Source organism: Ruegeria sp. CI1 (assembly GCF_056536925.1).
Genome location: NZ_JBQFQP010000011.1, coordinates 19,173 through 33,385 on the forward strand (window position 1 = coordinate 19,173; position 14,213 = coordinate 33,385).

A 14,213-nucleotide genomic window follows, 5' to 3' on the forward strand; every position below is an offset into this window, starting at 1 on the left:
AACGGATATGAGCCAGTTCTACAATGGGAGATACAAGACCTGGGCCCCGGCATTACGTGCGGGATCGTCCGGTGGTCGCACGAGCAGGGCATCGGCGCGGGCCAGAACGCTGAGCAGAGAACTGTCCTGATCGTCGCAGGCGCGGATGCCGTTTTCGTCGATCGTGGCGCGCATATAGTGCTCGCGCGGTCCATTCCGGGACAGCGGCGCGGCAAGGCGTGCGCGGCGAAAGGCGGGCACGACATCCGACAGGCCAAGCATGCGCCGCACCATGGGCGCGAGAAACAGATAGCCACAAACCATTGCCGACACCGGGTTGCCCGGCAGGCCGACCATTGGCGTCTGCCCGATGCGCCCGGCCATCAACGGTTTTCCGGGCCGCATTCGGATCTTGTAGAACGCGCGCTCCATGCCCAGTCCGGCGGCTACATCGGCAACCAGATCGTGGTCGCCTACGGATGCGCCGCCGATGGTGACAACCAGATCGGCCCCTTTGGCCAATCCAAACGCGGTCTCCAGCGAGGATATCGTATCGCGGGCAATCGGCAGGATGCGGACATGTGCCCCGACCCCTTCAAGCAGCGCCTTGAGGCCAAACGTGTTCGACGCGATGATCTGATCGGGGCCGGGGATTTCACCCGGCATGACCAACTCATCCCCGGTCGAGATCAGGGCAATCTCGGGCTTTTTCACAACCGGAACTTCCGGGATATTCATGGCCGCCATCAGGGCGACATCCTCGGCCCGCAGAACGCGAGGTGCCTGAATTATTGTTCCTTTTGCGAAATCGATGCCGACGGGGCGGACATTCGACTTGGTACCGGGATCACGTGAAATGGTGATCAGATCTCCACGGCGATCGACATCCTCTTGAATGACAACGAAATCCGCGCCGTTGGGCATCGGGGCGCCGGTAAAGATGCGAACCGCCTGACCCGCGCCCACAGTGGTGCTGAAACGGTGGCCCGCTGCCGCCTCGCCAACCACTTTGAACATCGCGTGCAGTTCGACCTCTGCGGATTTGACGGCATACCCGTCCATCGATGAAGCCGCGAACGGGGGCTGATCGCGGGTTGCCGAGACATCTTCTGCCAGAACACGCCCGGCAGCATCCGTCAGGCCAACGGGTTCGGTTGGCAATGGCGAAACCAGATCGAACAGCAGAGAGCGGGCTTCGTCTACCGTAATCATTTCGCCTCGTAACGACCGGATTTTCCACCATCTTTCAAAAGAACGCGTATACCGCCGATTTCCATCGCCTTATCGACGGCCTTGGCCATGTCATACACGGTGAGCGCGGCTGTCGAAGCAGCCGTCAGCGCCTCCATCTCGACGCCTGTCTGGCCAGATGTCTTGACCGTTGCCTCGATGCGCACGCCGGGAAGTCCAGGGTCCAGCGTCAGTTCGACGGCAACCTTCGTAACCGGCAGCGGATGGCAAAGCGGGATCAGATCCGGTGTTTTCTTTGCCCCCATAATGCCCGCAAGCCGAGCGACGCCCAGAACATCACCCTTTTTTGCGCGACCTTCTGAAATGATTTCAAAGGTTTCCTGCGCCATCTTGATGTGAGCTTCGGCTACGGCCACCCGGTCAGTCACCGCCTTGTCCGAGACGTCCACCATATGAGCGTCGCCCTTGCTATCAAAATGCGTGAGTGACATTACATCGTACCTCGCACCAGAGGGTTGGCCAGCAGACTGCGCGTCGCCTCGGCAACATCTTCCTGGCGCATCAGGCTTTCCCCGATCAGAAAGCTGCGCGCACCATAGCGGGCGATATCGGCCAGATCCTCTGGCGTGTTCAGGCCGCTTTCACACACAATCATCCGGTCGACCGGAACAAGTTTCGACAATCTGCGCGTCGTATCAAGAGTGGTCTCAAAGGTCTTGAGATTGCGGTTATTTATTCCGATCAACGGGCTTTTGAGGTCGGTCGCACGCTCAAGTTCCGCCTCATCATGCACCTCGATCAAAACGTCCATGTCCCAATCAAAGGCGGTCTGTTCCAGCTCTGCCGCCTGCCCATCGTCGACCGAGGCCATGATGATCAGAATACAGTCCGCCCCAAGCGCCCGTGCTTCGGCGACCTGATAGGGATCATACATGAAATCCTTGCGCAATGCGGGCAGGTCGCATGCAGCACGTGCTGCCGTCAGGTATTCCTTTGCACCCTGAAAGCTGGGCGTATCGGTCAACACCGACAAACAGGAAGCCCCGCCGGCTTCATACGCCTGAGCCAGGGAAGGAGGATCGAAGTCTGCACGGATCAACCCTTTGGATGGACTGGCTTTTTTGATTTCGGCAATCAACCCGTACCCGGATCGGGCCGCAGTTGTCAGCGCTTTGGCGAAACCGCGAACCGCGTCGGCATCACGTGCTTCGGCCTCGACCTCTTGCAGAGATTTTCGTGCTTTGTCAGCGGCAACTTCTTCAAGCTTATAGGCTTTGATCTTGTCCAGTATCGTCTCGGTCATGCGCCTTCCTGTGTAATTCGGGCCAGTGCGGCGGTCTTTTCCTTTGCCTTGCCGCTGTCGATGCTCTCAGCCGCCATGGCAACGCCGTCGCGCAAGTCGCTAACCTTGTCGGCCACAACCAGTGCCGCAGCCGCGTTCAGCAACACCGCGTCGCGATAGGCCGAGGGTGCGCCATCCAGAAGCGCACGGAAGGCGACTGCGTTCTCCTCTGGCGTGCCGCCAAGGATGTCTTCGAAAGGGTGTACGGCAAGCCCGGCATCTTCGGGATGCAACTCAACATCCTTGACCGTCCCGTCTTCCAATGCGGAAACCCAGCTGACACCGGTAATGGTCAATTCGTCGGTGCCGTCCGAACCATGAACCAGCCAAGCGCGCTCTGCCCCCAGAACGCCTAGTGTTTCGGCCATGGGGCGGATCAGGTCGCGGCTAAAGGTCCCGGTCAACTGGCGCTTGACACCTGCAGGGTTGGTCAAAGGCCCCAGAATATTGAAAATCGTGCGCGTGCCCAGTTCCTGCCGGGTTGGCATCACATTGGCGATCGACGGATGGTGCATGGGCGCCATCATGAACCCGATTCCGACTTCATTCAACGCTTTTTCAACTACTTGCGGGCCAACCATCACGTTGATACCCAACTGTCCCAACGCATCCGCCGCACCCGATTTCGAGCTGAGATTGCGGTTTCCGTGTTTGGCAACCGTCACCCCCGCGCCAGCTACGACAAAGGCCGTGGCCGTCGAGATGTTCAGAGTACCCTTGCCGTCACCCCCGGTCCCCACAATGTCCATCGCGCCCTGGGGCGCTTTTACGGCGTGGCATTTCGCTCGCATCACGGCGGCGGCGGCGGCGTATTCATCCACCGTTTCGCCCCGGGTGCGCATGGCCATCAGCAATCCGCCGATCTGGCTGGGCGTGGCCTCGCCTTCGAACAGGATGGAAAAGGCGGCCTCGGCCTCGGCCCGGGTCAGGGCGCGGTCGGCGGCCGCCCCGATCAGCGGTTTCAGCGCATCGCTCATGCAGGGACTTTCATTTCTTTCAGGAAGTTTTCGAGCAAAGCATGACCATGCTCGGAGGCAATCGATTCGGGGTGGAACTGTACGCCGTGGATCGGAAGTTCCTTGTGCTGAAGGCCCATGATGGTTCCATCTTCGAGCTCGGCGGTGATTTCCAGGCAATCCGGCAGGCTTTCGCGCTCGACCACCAGGGAATGATACCGCGTGGCTTCAAACGGAGAGGGCAGGCCAGCAAACAAACCCTTGCCGGTGTGATGCATCATTCCCATCTTGCCGTGAACGATTTCATGGCAACGCACCACCTTGCCGCCAAAAGCCTGACCGATTGTCTGATGGCCAAGGCAGACGCCCATCAAGGGTGTTCGTGTTTCCGCGGCAGCTTCGGTGAGGGCGAGACAAATGCCTGCCTGATCGGGATCACAGGGGCCCGGGCTGAGCAAAATGCCCGCCGGGTTCATCGCCATCGCCTCCTGTACATCCAGCGCGTCATTTCGGCGCACGACCATCTCGGCGCCCAACTCTCCGAGATAATGAACGAGGTTGTAGGTAAACGAGTCGTAGTTGTCGATCAGCAGCAGCATCTTGGTACGTGTCTTGACTTGGGCATATTGGGACTGGCGTTGCGGTCCCGGGCCACATTACAATGTTCGGGACATACATGCTCAGGCTTGTGCGGCAGCGTCAAGGGCACTTACGTCCCTTGCATCCGCGCAGGTCAGGGCCGCATAACGCGGTGAAACCGGAATTGGCGACAGACCAGGATAGGGGCAAGCAGAGATGCAAGGTTTTCTGGGAGGGGTTCTAGTAGGCGCGGCCATGCTGGTGGGCGCGGGGGTTTATCTGTCGCTGACGTCTCCGATGGCGCGCAACCCCGAAGTGGGCAGCGTCACACCGGTCCCCGCTTCGGTCGAGCAAGCATCAACAGACGAGACGGTGGACAAGGCCGGGGCGGATGCCGATGTGGTGGAGCTTGCACCGCGCGCTCTGGACCCGGAGCCGGTGGGCGACGATAATGTCACGGTTCTCGAAGAGACAGACAAAACGCCGATTTCACGCCCGGAACTTGCAACAGATACCAATGCGATCACCTCGCCGGAGATTTCGACAGACGTCGCCGTAAACGTTGCGCCGGTGGCGCCGGTCGAACCGGTCCAGCCGGCTGCCCTGCCAACATTCCCCCAGCATGACGTCGAGTTGGTTCAGGTTGATCAAAGCCCTGCGCAGCCGTCGCCCGAAAAAGCACCTGAGGTGGCGGAAATTCAGCCGCGACAGAATGATATTCCCGCACCATTGTCTGTTCCGACAGCAGAGACTGAGTTGCCCGAGGCCGACACCGAAGTGGCGGCCCTGCAGCCGGAAAACGCTGAGCCCGACTTTTCTGCAGAACAAAAAGAGCCGGAACAACAACCGGTACCTGAAACGCCCGATCTCCCCAAGGTGCGTGAGTTACCGCAGATCGGAGGCGATGATGCGGCCTCTACCGCGTCAGGCGTGGGCACGCCGGTGGTTCCGCTGACTGAACGGGACGACGAACCGCAACAACAGTCCGACGGAGCAACGGCACAGGAAGCGGCCGGTCCACCGATCGAGGAATATGCCGCTGACTTTGAAAATCCGGGCGGTCGGCCGTTGATGGCAATCGTTCTGATCGACGATATCGGGTCCTTGGGTGCCGAGGCATTGGCGGACTTTCCCTATCCACTTACCTTTGCGATCAGCCCGGTCGATCCGGAAGCCAGTGAAAAAATGGCCCGTTACCGGACGGCCGGTTTCGAAGTCATGATGATGACCGATATGCCACTGGAAGCGACCGCAAAAGATGCCGAGGTTTCGCTGGCGGTCTGGCTTGAAACCTTGCCCGAAACGGTCGGCATTCTCGAAGGCACGTTGACCGGTGTTCAGGGCAACCGGGACCTTGCCGAACAGGTCGCGGCCATTGCGGGCGGCACCGGGCGCGGAGTGGTCATGCAGGACAATGGCCTGAACACCGCACAGAAACTGGCGGCGCGTAACGGCGTTCCCTCGGCAGTTGTGTTCCGGGATTTTGACGGTGCGGGTCAGGAGCCCAAGGTGATGCGGCGTTTTCTGGATCAGGCGGCATTCCGGGCCGGGCAGGAAGGTTCCGTGATCATGTTGGGTCGGGTGCGCCCTGACACTATCTCGGCGCTGGTGCTTTGGGGCCTCCAGGACCGCGCGAGCCGGGTTTCTCTGGCGCCGGTCTCAGCGGTTCTGAAAAGCGGGGCCGGGGGGTGATGCAGGACTGGCGGGTGCTCTCAATTCTTTGGTGAATTCACGGCTCGCAATTCGACGCACAGTGCCGTTGCGCCCGGATCCAATGCAACGTCATCGTTCGGTTCAAGAACGAAGGACCCGGACTTCAGTTTGATACTGCCGATGCCAGCCTGCCCCGAAACCATATACACCCCACAAGGGTGGTCCGGAAAACGCAAACGCTCCGGCCCACTGTGACACGTGACGCGGGGACAAAGCCGGGTGGGCTCAAAGATTAGATTGAAGTTTCGTACCGGCCCACTCCGCAGCCTTCCGCAAAGTTCAATATCACCTGAAAAAGTGAGCGGTGAAAAAGGTGGCGCAGGCAGGTTCCCCTGTACGCCTTCCAAGACCATTCCGGCGCCCGAGACAACCGTGAGAATGCGGTGCAGGCCCGGAAAAACCGAAAACGGCCCGTCCCGGTCGACCTCAGCCAGACTCAGCCGCCAGAGCAGGTGACCGTCCTGATTACCGCGCGCAATTTCATGCGTGATGCCACCACCGTTTTTCCACTGCGACGTAACGTACTGATCTGGCGTGAATATCTGCATGCCCGAACCGGATGTCACCGGTTGCCATTACCCGTGAACCGGGACGCGTCTGCAGCAGCGCGGCGGATCGCGTTGGATTTGTGCACGGTTTCCATATATTCCGCCTCGGGGTCGCTGTCATAGACAACACCACCGCCTGCCTGGATATAGAGCTTGCGATCCTTCACGATGGCGGTACGCAGGGCGATGCACATATCCATGTCGCCGCCAGCCGAGAAATAACCGACCCCGCCGCCATAGATGCCGCGCTTTTCCGGCTCCAGTTCGTCGATGATCTCCATCGCGCGCACCTTGGGCGCACCGGAAACGGTGCCTGCAGGCATTCCAGCAAAAAACGCATCCAGCGCGTCTTTGTCCTCGGCCAGTTCACCAACGACGTTCGACACGATGTGCATCACGTGGCTGTAGCGTTCAATGATGAACTTTTCAGTCGGGCGAACTGTGCCGATCCTGGCGATGCGTCCGGTGTCGTTTCGACCCAGATCCAGCAGCATCAGGTGTTCGGCCAGTTCCTTTTGATCCGCCAGCAGATCGGCCTCGAGTGCGCGGTCCTCCTCGGGGGTGGCGCCGCGGGGGCGGGTGCCCGCGATGGGGCGGATGGTCACCTCGCTGCCAAAAACCCGCACAAGGATCTCGGGCGATGCACCAATGACCTGAAAGCCGCCAAAGTTGAAATAGAACATGAAGGGCGACGGATTGGTGCGCCGCAGCGAACGGTAGAGCGCAAAAGGAGGCAGCGGGAATTCCTGTGTCCAGCGCTGCGCCGGAACCACCTGAAAGATGTCTCCTGCGCGGATGTATTCCTTGGCCTTTTCGACCGCCTCCATATAGCCGGATTTGGTGAAATTCGACACCGGCGGAGCGACTTCCTGTGCCTCGCCCAGATCACGCGTTTCGGCGGGCATGGCGCGCTCCAGATCGCGAACCGCGTCCATCACCCGCTCGGCGGCCTGGGCATATGCTGCCTTGGCGGTTTGCCCCTCGCTGATCCATGCGGGCGAGACCACCGTGACTTCGCCCTTGACCCCGTCGAGCACCGCCACAACCGAAGGGCGCATCATCACCGCGTCCGGCAGACCCAGCGGATCGGGGTTTACGTCCGGCAGATTTTCGACCAGACGCACCATGTCATAACCCAGATAGCCGAACAGACCCGCCGCCGCCTGTGGCAGGTCATCCGGCAGGTCGATGCGACTCTCGGCCAACAGGGCGCGCAGGTTGTCCATCGGGTTGCCGTCCTGCGGATCAAAGGCATCCGCATCAAAGCGGGCCGAACGGTTCAGCGCGGATTGCTGACCATGACAGCGCCAGATCAGGTCCGGTTTCATCCCGATGATGGAATAACGCCCGCGCACCTCTCCACCCGTCACGGATTCAAGCATGAAGGCGTCTTTCTGCGCGCCAGTCAGCTTGAGCATCAGTGACACAGGCGTGTCCAGATCCGCGGCCAGCCTGGCATAGACGACCTGATTTTCGCCGGCCTCATAGGCGCGCGCAAAGGTTTCGAAGTCGGGGGTCAGGGCCATGTCAGTCTCGTGTCAGAAATTGGATTGCACGGCATTCAGGGCGCGTTGATCCAGCGTCGGACGCGCGCGGGTCTGAGCGTCGCGCACATAGACGTCAAAGACGTTTTGCGCCAGCGCCTGATTGAGCTGTTCGCCCAACGCCGCGCGCATCTGTTTCAGATCATCGGTGTCCGCTGGTGGCAGGACATCGTCAAGCCTCACGATCAGGGCGGTACCGGCGCCAGAAAGCACACGCAGTTCACCCGGCTCCATCTCGAATACCTGATTCATGAAATCGACCGGAGTTCCGTCCAGATAGGCGGAACGGGTCAACCCGTTTTCAACCCGGAACGGCAGGCCGATGGCGGCGAAATCTCCGTCGGTCGCTAGCTGTGCCAGCACCGTGTTCGCCTGCTCTCCAAGAACCTTGGCGGTTTCCGCCTGCACCCACGCAGCTATGACCTTGTCGCGTGCGCTGACCAGCGGTTCGGGTCTCGGGCCAAGCTCCTCGTCCAGACGCAGCGCAAAGATCGAGCCGTCTTCGAGAAAGGCGATCTCGGGAAAATCACCTTCCTGCACGGCTTCGGCAGCATCGCGGAACCCGTTGTAAGCCGCTACGCCATCGCTGCTTTCTTCGGTCCAGTCAATCTGGCCAAGCTCCATCCCGGTCTCACCTGCCAGCTCCTCAAGCGTTGCTCCGCCCGCCAGCAGGTCATTGATGTCCTCGGATTGCGCCTCTATCTGGCGACGCGCGCGGTCAGCGGCCAGTTCATCGCGCAACTCGGCCTCGGCCTGTTCAAAGGTCACGATCTGTTCGGCCAGTGATCCGTTGATCCGGAACAGCGCCGGGCCGAGATCGGAGGGCAGGGGACCGACCACTTTGCCGACTTCGGCTGCAAAAACGGTATCGGCCGCAGCGCCAAGATCGTCAGCTGTCACGTCGCCCAGATCAATATCACGTAGTTCCAAGCCTCGATCCTGTACCAGTTGCTCGAAACTCGCACCGCCCACTTCGATCTGGGCCATAGCGCTTTTGGCGGCTTCTTCGTCGCCAAAAACCAGCCGCTCGACCAGGCGGCGCTCGGGCTGGCGGAACTCGGCTTCGCGCTGAGAGTACAGGTTTCGCACAGCATCCTCGTCCACTTCGATCGTGTCCAGCAGCATCTCGGGCGACAGCAGTGCATATGTCAGCCGCTTGGTGCGTGGCAGGGTGAACTGATCAGGGTTCTCGTCGTAATAACCCTGAACCTGTGCATCGGTCGGCGCAGAAACCGGAGCTTCGAGGTTTTCCGCGCCCAAGGTGGCCATCGTAAAGCTGCGGCGCGCGCCGATGTAATCGACCAGCGTGTCAACCATTGTGTCCGGCATGGTTACCCCTGCCATGACGGCGCCCTGCACCAATGTCCGCGCAGTCTCCTTGCGAATGTCTGCTTCGAACTCCGCCTCGCTCAACCCGACCTGCTCAAGCTGAAAACGATAGGCTTCGCGATCGAAAGATCCGTCTATACCCTGAAAAGCCGGGATCTGAACGATCTCTTTTTGCAGGTTCTCGTCGCCAACCGACACGCCCATTTGCGCCACTTCGTTGTCGAGTGAAGCAAGAGCAACGAGACGGGCCAGTGCCAACTGGTCGAGGCCGAGTTCGCGTGCTTGCGACATCTGCATGGGTTGGCCTGTCTGCGCCTCGACCGCGCGAATTTCTCGCTGCAGTTCTCGGGCGTAGGCATCGACCGAGATGGATTCATCCCCGACCTGAGCCACGGTGCGGATCGTGCCGCTGAGGTTGACCGCGCCGAACCCGGCAAGACCCAGCATAAGCAGGCCCATCAGGATCCAGACAAAGGTTTTAGACAAGCTCTTGATGCGCGCGGCCATGATGCCCCCTAGTCTTGCGGCGTTATTCTGCCCTTTTCGTTGCGGCCCTGAATACGACGCGCACTGGCGGGGGGCAAGATCAGAAGGTGACCGCCTGTAACCGCTGGAACAACTGTCCGATCCCGGCCCGATCCAGATTGGCAAACGCGACGCGAACCTGACTTTGGCCCGCGCTGTCGTGGGCAGGCATGAACATGGTGCCGGGCAGCAGCAGGACGCCTGCCTTCCTGACCAGTTCACGTGCCAGTTCGTCCGACGGCATGTCGAAGGGGTGCTCAAGATAGGCGAAATAGGCACCCAGGCCCAGCAATTTCCAGCCTTTATTCTCCAGCGCAGGCATCCCTTCGGTAATCGCGGCACGGCGGTCAAGAATTTCAGCACGTTCACCGGCCAGCCACTGCGACAGGTTCTGCATCCCCCAATGGGCTGCAAACTGACCGATCTGGCCGGGGCAGATCGCAACCGTATCCAGGAATTTTTCGATTTCGGCCAACAAGGCTGGGCTGCTGGCCAAAGCCCCGACGCGATGGCCGGTCAGACGATAGGCCTTGGAGAAGGAATAGAGATGCACCAGCGTTTCGTCCCAGTCGGGGTCGGTGAAAAGGTCGTGCGGTGCGCCGCTGCGGCTGTCGAAATCGCGATAGGTTTCGTCCACCAGCAAGCGAATGCCGTATTCCCTGGCAAGATCGTAAAAGGCGCGCACCAACTCCGCCGGGTATTCGACGCCGCCGGGATTGTTGGGTGTCACCAACGAAATTGCCCGGGTCTTGTCCGTGATCAGCAACCGCGCCTGTTCGGGATCGGGCAGCAAATCATCCCCGGTACGCAGGTCCACCGCGCGAACGCCCGCCATATCAAGCCACATCTTGTGATTGAAATACCAAGGCGTAGGCAGAATCACTTCGTCGCCTTCACCGGTAATGGCGGAAATCGCGGCAGAGAACGCCTGATTGCAGCCGCTGGTGATCGCGACTTGGGTCGCTTTGACAGAGCCGCAATAGTGTTCAGATATCTGACTGGCCAGTTCCGTGCGCAGATCGTCATTGCCCAGAACAGGACCATAAAGGTGGGCGCCATCCTCGTTGATCGCAAACTCGGCCATGGCGCGACGCAATGGTTCGGGTGGAGGGTCGACCGGGGCTGCTTGGCTGACATTGATCAGCGGTCGGTCCGCTGGAAATTCGACCCCTTGTATCCAGCGACGCGCTTCCATGACCGGCGGCGCGAATGTAGCGGCGGTTCGGGTCTGTGTCATTGTGAATCCGTCCTGGAGTGTTTCGGTATGCGCCGATGGTCCAAAAAAACGCGCCCGGTTGGGCGCGTCTCGGTTTCAATCCGTGCCGCGATAGGGCTCGACATATTGCAGGGCCATGTCCCACGGGAAAAAGATCCAGGTGTCCTGGCTTACCTCGGTGATGAAGGTATCCACCATCGGGCGGCCTTTGGGTTTGGCGTAGACGGTTGCGAAATGTGCCTTGGGATACATCTTGCGCACGAGCTCCAGCGTTTTGCCACTGTCCACCAGATCGTCGATGATCAGAACGCCTTCACCATCCCCCATCAAATCGCCATCGGGCGATTTCAGCACTTCGGCTTCACCCTGGGCCTGATGGTGATAGGACTTGACGCTGATCGTGTCGACCGTGCGGATATCCAGTTCGCGGCTGACGATCATCGCGGGCGCCATGCCGCCACGGGTGATTGCCACCACAGCGCGCCACGCGCCGTCATCCGGGCCTTGCCCGTCCAGGCGCCAGGCCAGTGCGCGGGAATCGCGGTGAATCTGGTCCCAGCTTATGTGAAAGCCCTTTTCGTGCGGCAGTCGATCCTTGGCGCTCATGCCGGTTATCCCTTTTCAACATCGGGCGCATCGACGGCCTTCATGCCGACGATGTGATAACCCGAATCCACGTGCAGGTTTTCACCGGTCACGCCGCTGCTGAGATCGCTGAGCAGATAGAGCGCCGACTTGCCTACGTCATCGATTGTTACGTTGCGGCGCAGCGGCGAGTTATACTCGTTCCACTTCATGATATAGCGGAAGTCGCCGATGCCGGATGCGGCAAGCGTCTTGATTGGGCCGGCCGAGATCGAATTGACGCGGATTCCATCCTTGCCCAGATCCTCGGCCAGGTATTTCACCGATGCTTCAAGCGCTGCCTTGGCAACGCCCATGACATTATAATGCGGCATCACCTGTTCGGCACCGTAATATGTCAGCGTTATTGCGCTGCCGCCATCAGTCATCAGCTTTTCGGCGCGCTGCATAACGGCGGTGAAGGAATAGACCGACACGTCCATAGTCAGTTTGAAATTGGCCCGGCTGGTATCGACATATCGCCCGCGCAATTCGTTCTTGTCGGAAAATCCGATGGCATGCACGACAAAATCCAGCTGCCCCCATTTCTCACCCAATGCCGAAAAAAGAGCATCGATCGAGTCCTCGTCGCTCACGTCGCAGGGCAGGACAATTTCACTGCCAAGCTGTGCGGCCAGCGGATCGACCCGTTTCTTCAATGCATCCCCCTGGTAAGAGAATGCAAGCTCGGCCCCGGCCTCGGACAAGGCGCGGGCGATGCCCCACGCGATGGATTTGTCATTGGCCAGTCCCATGATGAGGCCGCGCTTGCCGGCCATCAACTGATTTGACATGTTCGGTTCTCCGCCTGTCGTCGCGTTGTGTTGATGTGGTTTATGCCATTGGTCTGATTGCTTCAAGGCCGCTGGCTATTGCTTGAGCGGAGTTCTCGCCGTAGGGTCACCGCCAAGTCGTTCAAGGGGATGGAAATGAGCGAGCGTGATGGCATCTTTGCCGGTGCCGATCCGTTTGAAATAGCGGGCCGGTGGCTGCACGAGGCCGAACAGTCAGAACCGAACGATCCGAACGCGATCGCGCTGTCCACCGTGGATTCGAGTGGCCTGCCGAATGTGCGCATGGTTCTCCTGAAAGATATCGAGCCTGATGCGTTTGTTTTTTATACGAATTATGAAAGCGCCAAGGCGAAGGAACTGGAAACTGCCGGAAAAGCGGCCTTTGTGATACACTGGAAATCACTGCGACGTCAGATTCGCGTTCGTGGAACCATTTCCCGCGAAGAGGGGCCAATGGCTGACGAATACTACGCTTCGCGCTCCCTCAAGAGCAGATTGGGCGCATGGGCCTCGCGCCAGTCGCAACCATTGTCCAGCCGTGCGGCCCTGATGGCAGAAGTGGCGAAGGTGACGGCAAAGCTGGGTCCCAATCCACCGCGCCCTCCCTTTTGGGGCGGATACCGGTTGGTCCCGACTGAAATCGAGTTCTGGGCAGATGGCGCGTTTCGGTTGCATGATCGGTTCGTATGGCGTCGACAGGATATGGTGTCAGAGTGGTTAGTGCAGAGGTTAAATCCATGACGTTTGCGTGTCGTGAAATGCAGAACGCTGAAAAGGCTAGAGTTTTTCAGCTTGAATTTACCAACCAATTCCATACACATCGTCAGCCTATGGGATGGGCAGAAGTCACGTTGGGAAGCAAGTGCCGGAAGATTTGAACAACATGCAACGAGTCCGCGGACACGTAAAATGGTTCGACCCCGCCAAGGGGTACGGATTTGTCGTGTCCGACGCAGGCGGGCCGGATATCTTGTTGCACGTGAACGTACTTAGGAACTTTGGCCAGAGTTCGGTCGCCGACGGTGCGGGCATTGAGATTATGACCCACCGCACCGACAGGGGTGTGCAAGCCGTCGAGGTTGTTGCCATCGCACCGCCCGAACGGGCCGAATCGATGCTGCTTTCCGATTTTGCAGACCTTTCACCGGATGCGATTGAACAGGCGCCGCTGGAAGCCGCGCGTGTGAAATGGTTCGACAAGGGCAAGGGTTTTGGCTTTGCCAACGTATTCGGTCGCGACGAGGATGTGTTTCTGCATATCGAAGTCCTGCGCCGTTCGGGGCTTTCCGATCTTCAGCCGGGCGAAGCGCTTGCCATGCGGGTGATCGACGGTAAACGTGGTCGAATGGCGGCCCAGGTTCTGGCCTGGGAAGCGGCCGTCGACCATTGATTCCGCGGTGTTGAAGAAACTACTCCTGTTTTTGGGGCTGTTTCTGGCGCTCCGGGCCGAAACCGCGTTGGCGCAATGCGCGCCGACGGTGCTTGACCTCAAGAACGACACCTCTCAGATCCGCTTCAACATCGAACTTGCCGTGACACCTCAGGAACGGTCCAAAGGTCTGATGTTCCGCGAAGAGATGCCGGATCGCTCGGGCATGCTTTTCGTGTTCGACCCGCCGCAACCGGTCGTGTTCTGGATGAAGAATACGTTGATTCCGCTGGATATGATTTTCGTTGATCGAACCGGTATCGTGCAACGGGTTCACGAGAACGCAATCCCCCATGACGAAACCGCGATCTTTGGCGGTGATGACATATATGCGGTGTTCGAAATCAATGCTGGGCTGGCCCGTCGTTATGGAATTTCGCCGGGAACCCGCTTGCGGCACGAAATTTTTTCGGGTGGGCCCGCAATCTGGCCCTGTTAGGTCTT

General features: G+C 59.6%; 15 protein-coding genes. 4 read left to right on the forward strand and 11 right to left on the reverse strand.

Going from position 1 to position 14,213, the window contains the following annotated elements; translation table 11 throughout:
* Positions 1-18 precede the first annotated feature (18 nt).
* From ACR0LZ_RS14000 to ACR0LZ_RS14020, 5 genes are read right to left on the reverse strand one after another with little or no spacing between them, the layout of a single operon-like run.
* A complete protein-coding gene (locus ACR0LZ_RS14000; protein WP_480750458.1) occupies positions 19-1,191 on the reverse strand; it encodes a molybdopterin molybdotransferase MoeA in 1,173 nt (390 codons plus the stop codon).
* Complete coding sequence (gene moaC, locus ACR0LZ_RS14005) at positions 1,188-1,661, reverse strand: cyclic pyranopterin monophosphate synthase MoaC (RefSeq protein ID WP_480750459.1); 474 nt, start codon at positions 1,659-1,661, stop codon at positions 1,188-1,190. The genes ACR0LZ_RS14000 and moaC overlap by 4 nt, the downstream gene beginning before the upstream one ends.
* Positions 1,661-2,473 carry an indole-3-glycerol phosphate synthase TrpC gene (trpC, locus tag ACR0LZ_RS14010; protein ID WP_480750460.1) on the reverse strand — a complete coding sequence of 271 codons (813 nt, stop codon included), beginning with the start codon at positions 2,471-2,473 and terminating at the stop codon, positions 1,661-1,663. Before trpC ends, moaC begins: the two co-directional genes overlap by 1 nt.
* Complete coding sequence (trpD, locus tag ACR0LZ_RS14015; RefSeq protein WP_480750461.1) at positions 2,470-3,489, reverse strand: anthranilate phosphoribosyltransferase; 1,020 nt, start codon at positions 3,487-3,489, stop codon at positions 2,470-2,472. The genes trpC and trpD overlap by 4 nt, the downstream gene beginning before the upstream one ends.
* Entirely contained in the window at positions 3,486-4,067 is a 582-nt protein-coding gene (locus tag ACR0LZ_RS14020) for an anthranilate synthase component II (RefSeq protein ID WP_480750462.1), read from the reverse strand. Before ACR0LZ_RS14020 ends, trpD begins: the two co-directional genes overlap by 4 nt.
* A 196-nt stretch (positions 4,068-4,263) precedes the next feature.
* Between ACR0LZ_RS14020 and ACR0LZ_RS14025 the strand changes: the two genes are divergently transcribed.
* On the forward strand, positions 4,264-5,739 hold the full coding sequence (locus ACR0LZ_RS14025) for a divergent polysaccharide deacetylase family protein (RefSeq protein WP_480750463.1): 1,476 nt from the start codon (positions 4,264-4,266) through the stop codon (positions 5,737-5,739).
* Positions 5,740-5,759: 20 nt separating this feature from the next.
* Here ACR0LZ_RS14025 and ACR0LZ_RS14030 read toward each other — a convergent pair whose 3' ends face one another.
* The 6 genes from ACR0LZ_RS14030 to fabI all read right to left on the reverse strand — a co-directional run bounded on the left by ACR0LZ_RS14030 (position 5,760) and on the right by fabI (position 12,340).
* Complete coding sequence (locus ACR0LZ_RS14030) at positions 5,760-6,308, reverse strand: HutD/Ves family protein (RefSeq protein ID WP_480750464.1); 549 nt, start codon at positions 6,306-6,308, stop codon at positions 5,760-5,762.
* Between the two features lie 14 nt (positions 6,309-6,322).
* Positions 6,323-7,834 carry an anthranilate synthase component I gene (gene trpE / locus ACR0LZ_RS14035; RefSeq protein ID WP_480750465.1) on the reverse strand — a complete coding sequence of 504 codons (1,512 nt, stop codon included), beginning with the start codon at positions 7,832-7,834 and terminating at the stop codon, positions 6,323-6,325.
* Positions 7,835-7,846: 12 nt separating this feature from the next.
* Positions 7,847-9,688: a peptidylprolyl isomerase gene (locus tag ACR0LZ_RS14040; protein WP_480750466.1), complete on the reverse strand. Its 1,842-nt coding sequence runs from the start codon at positions 9,686-9,688 to the stop codon at positions 7,847-7,849.
* A 79-nt stretch (positions 9,689-9,767) separates the two neighbouring features.
* On the reverse strand, positions 9,768-10,943 hold the full coding sequence (locus ACR0LZ_RS14045) for an aminotransferase (RefSeq protein ID WP_480750467.1): 1,176 nt from the start codon (positions 10,941-10,943) through the stop codon (positions 9,768-9,770).
* 75 nt (positions 10,944-11,018) lie between these two features.
* Positions 11,019-11,528, reverse strand: a complete 510-nt coding sequence (gene gpt / locus ACR0LZ_RS14050; protein WP_480750468.1) for a xanthine phosphoribosyltransferase — start codon at positions 11,526-11,528, stop codon at positions 11,019-11,021.
* Between the two features lie 5 nt (positions 11,529-11,533).
* On the reverse strand, positions 11,534-12,340 hold the full coding sequence (fabI, locus tag ACR0LZ_RS14055) for an enoyl-ACP reductase FabI (RefSeq protein ID WP_480750469.1): 807 nt from the start codon (positions 12,338-12,340) through the stop codon (positions 11,534-11,536).
* A gap of 135 nt (positions 12,341-12,475) precedes the next feature.
* Between fabI and pdxH the strand changes: the two genes are divergently transcribed.
* The 3 genes from pdxH to ACR0LZ_RS14070 all read left to right on the forward strand — a co-directional run bounded on the left by pdxH (position 12,476) and on the right by ACR0LZ_RS14070 (position 14,208).
* Positions 12,476-13,081, forward strand: a complete 606-nt coding sequence (pdxH, locus tag ACR0LZ_RS14060; RefSeq protein ID WP_480750470.1) for a pyridoxamine 5'-phosphate oxidase — start codon at positions 12,476-12,478, stop codon at positions 13,079-13,081.
* A gap of 121 nt (positions 13,082-13,202) precedes the next feature.
* Positions 13,203-13,730, forward strand: coding sequence for a cold-shock protein (locus tag ACR0LZ_RS14065; RefSeq protein ID WP_480750471.1), 528 nt, complete (start codon positions 13,203-13,205; stop codon positions 13,728-13,730).
* 10 nt (positions 13,731-13,740) lie between these two features.
* Positions 13,741-14,208 (forward strand): DUF192 domain-containing protein, encoded by a 468-nt coding sequence (locus tag ACR0LZ_RS14070; protein WP_480750472.1) that lies wholly within the window; start codon positions 13,741-13,743, stop codon positions 14,206-14,208.
* The last annotated feature ends 5 nt before the right edge of the window (positions 14,209-14,213 follow it).

Excerpts from the sequence above, each read along its gene's own strand:
- ACR0LZ_RS14000 (WP_480750458.1), bottom strand. The coding sequence starts at position 1,191 with ATGATTACGGTAGACGAAGCCCGCTCTCTGCTGTTCGATCTGGTTTCG.
- moaC (WP_480750459.1), bottom strand. The coding sequence starts at position 1,661 with ATGTCACTCACGCATTTTGATAGCAAGGGCGACGCTCATATGGTGGAC.
- trpC (WP_480750460.1), bottom strand. The coding sequence starts at position 2,473 with ATGACCGAGACGATACTGGACAAGATCAAAGCCTATAAGCTTGAAGAA.
- trpD (WP_480750461.1), bottom strand. The coding sequence starts at position 3,489 with ATGAGCGATGCGCTGAAACCGCTGATCGGGGCGGCCGCCGACCGCGCC.
- ACR0LZ_RS14020 (WP_480750462.1), bottom strand. The coding sequence starts at position 4,067 with ATGCTGCTGCTGATCGACAACTACGACTCGTTTACCTACAACCTCGTT.
- ACR0LZ_RS14025 (WP_480750463.1), top strand. The coding sequence starts at position 4,264 with ATGCAAGGTTTTCTGGGAGGGGTTCTAGTAGGCGCGGCCATGCTGGTG.
- ACR0LZ_RS14030 (WP_480750464.1), bottom strand. The coding sequence starts at position 6,308 with ATGCAGATATTCACGCCAGATCAGTACGTTACGTCGCAGTGGAAAAAC.
- trpE (WP_480750465.1), bottom strand. The coding sequence starts at position 7,834 with ATGGCCCTGACCCCCGACTTCGAAACCTTTGCGCGCGCCTATGAGGCC.
- ACR0LZ_RS14040 (WP_480750466.1), bottom strand. The coding sequence starts at position 9,688 with ATGGCCGCGCGCATCAAGAGCTTGTCTAAAACCTTTGTCTGGATCCTG.
- ACR0LZ_RS14045 (WP_480750467.1), bottom strand. The coding sequence starts at position 10,943 with ATGACACAGACCCGAACCGCCGCTACATTCGCGCCGCCGGTCATGGAA.
- gpt (WP_480750468.1), bottom strand. The coding sequence starts at position 11,528 with ATGAGCGCCAAGGATCGACTGCCGCACGAAAAGGGCTTTCACATAAGC.
- fabI (WP_480750469.1), bottom strand. The coding sequence starts at position 12,340 with ATGTCAAATCAGTTGATGGCCGGCAAGCGCGGCCTCATCATGGGACTG.
- pdxH (WP_480750470.1), top strand. The coding sequence starts at position 12,476 with ATGAGCGAGCGTGATGGCATCTTTGCCGGTGCCGATCCGTTTGAAATA.